Annotated in this window: 1 pseudogene; it reads left to right on the forward strand. The window is 67.6% G+C overall.

Features of this window, described 5'->3' with window-relative positions:
• Positions 1–84 precede the first annotated feature (84 nt).
• A pseudogene (locus ACT6Q8_RS25515) lies at positions 85–1,024 on the forward strand (DNA translocase FtsK); the annotation flags it as partial.

Below are 1,024 nucleotides of genomic sequence, written 5' to 3' on the forward strand. Positions count from 1 at the left end.
CGCGCGCTCATCGCAGGCCAGTCCCGGCACATGCGGTGCATTGGTGTGCTGTCCGTTGCAGCTGGACGTTGAGGCGGGCCCAGGCCCGGGCGGCGCCTGCAGGACGAGGCGCAGGTCGAACTCGATCTCGGCGAGAGCGAAGGGCAGTTCGTGCTGCCGCCGCTCGGCCTGCTGACGGTGCCGCCGGCCGATCGCGGCAGCGACCGGGTCAACGAGGAGGCGCTGGAGCAGAATGCCCGCCTGCTCAAGTCGACGCTGGAGGAGTTCGGCGTCTATGGCGAGATCGTCAAGGTCAGGCCCGGCCCGGTCGTCACCCTCTACGAGCTCGAGCCGGCGCCGGGCACGAAGTCGAGCCGCGTGATCGGCCTGGCCGACGACATCGCCCGCTCGATGTCGGCCCTGTCGGCGCGCATCGCCGTCATCCCCGGCCGCAACGCCATCGGCATCGAGTTGCCGAACGCCAAGCGCGAAGGCGTTTTGCTGCGCGAGATCCTGCAGTCGGCCGAATATGAGGCGACCGAGGGCCGGCTGGCCCTGGCGCTGGGCAAGGACATCGCCGGCAACCCGGTGATCGCCGACCTCGCCAAGATGCCCCACCTGCTGGTCGCCGGCACCACCGGCTCGGGCAAGTCGGTCGCCATCAACACGATGATCCTGTCGCTGCTCTACCGGCTGTCGCCGGAAGAATGCCGGTTCATCATGGTCGATCCGAAGATGCTGGAACTGTCGGTCTATGACGGCATCCCGCATCTGCTCAGCCCCGTCGTCACCGACCCGGCCAAGGCCGTCGTCGCGCTGAAATGGACGGTGCGCGAGATGGAGGAGCGCTACCGCAAGATGTCGGAGCTGGGTGTGCGCAACATCGCCGGCTTCAACCAGAAGGTGGCCGAGATCCATGCCAAGGCCGACAAGAAGAGCCGCACGGTCCAGACCGGCTTCGATCCGGATTCGGGCCAGCCGATCTTCGAGGAACGGCCGCTGGAACTGCAGCCCTTCCCCTTCATCGTCGTCGTCGTCGACGAAC

It is taken from the genome of Niveispirillum sp., assembly GCF_052437035.1.
Taxonomy (GTDB): Bacteria; Pseudomonadota; Alphaproteobacteria; order Azospirillales; family Azospirillaceae; genus Niveispirillum.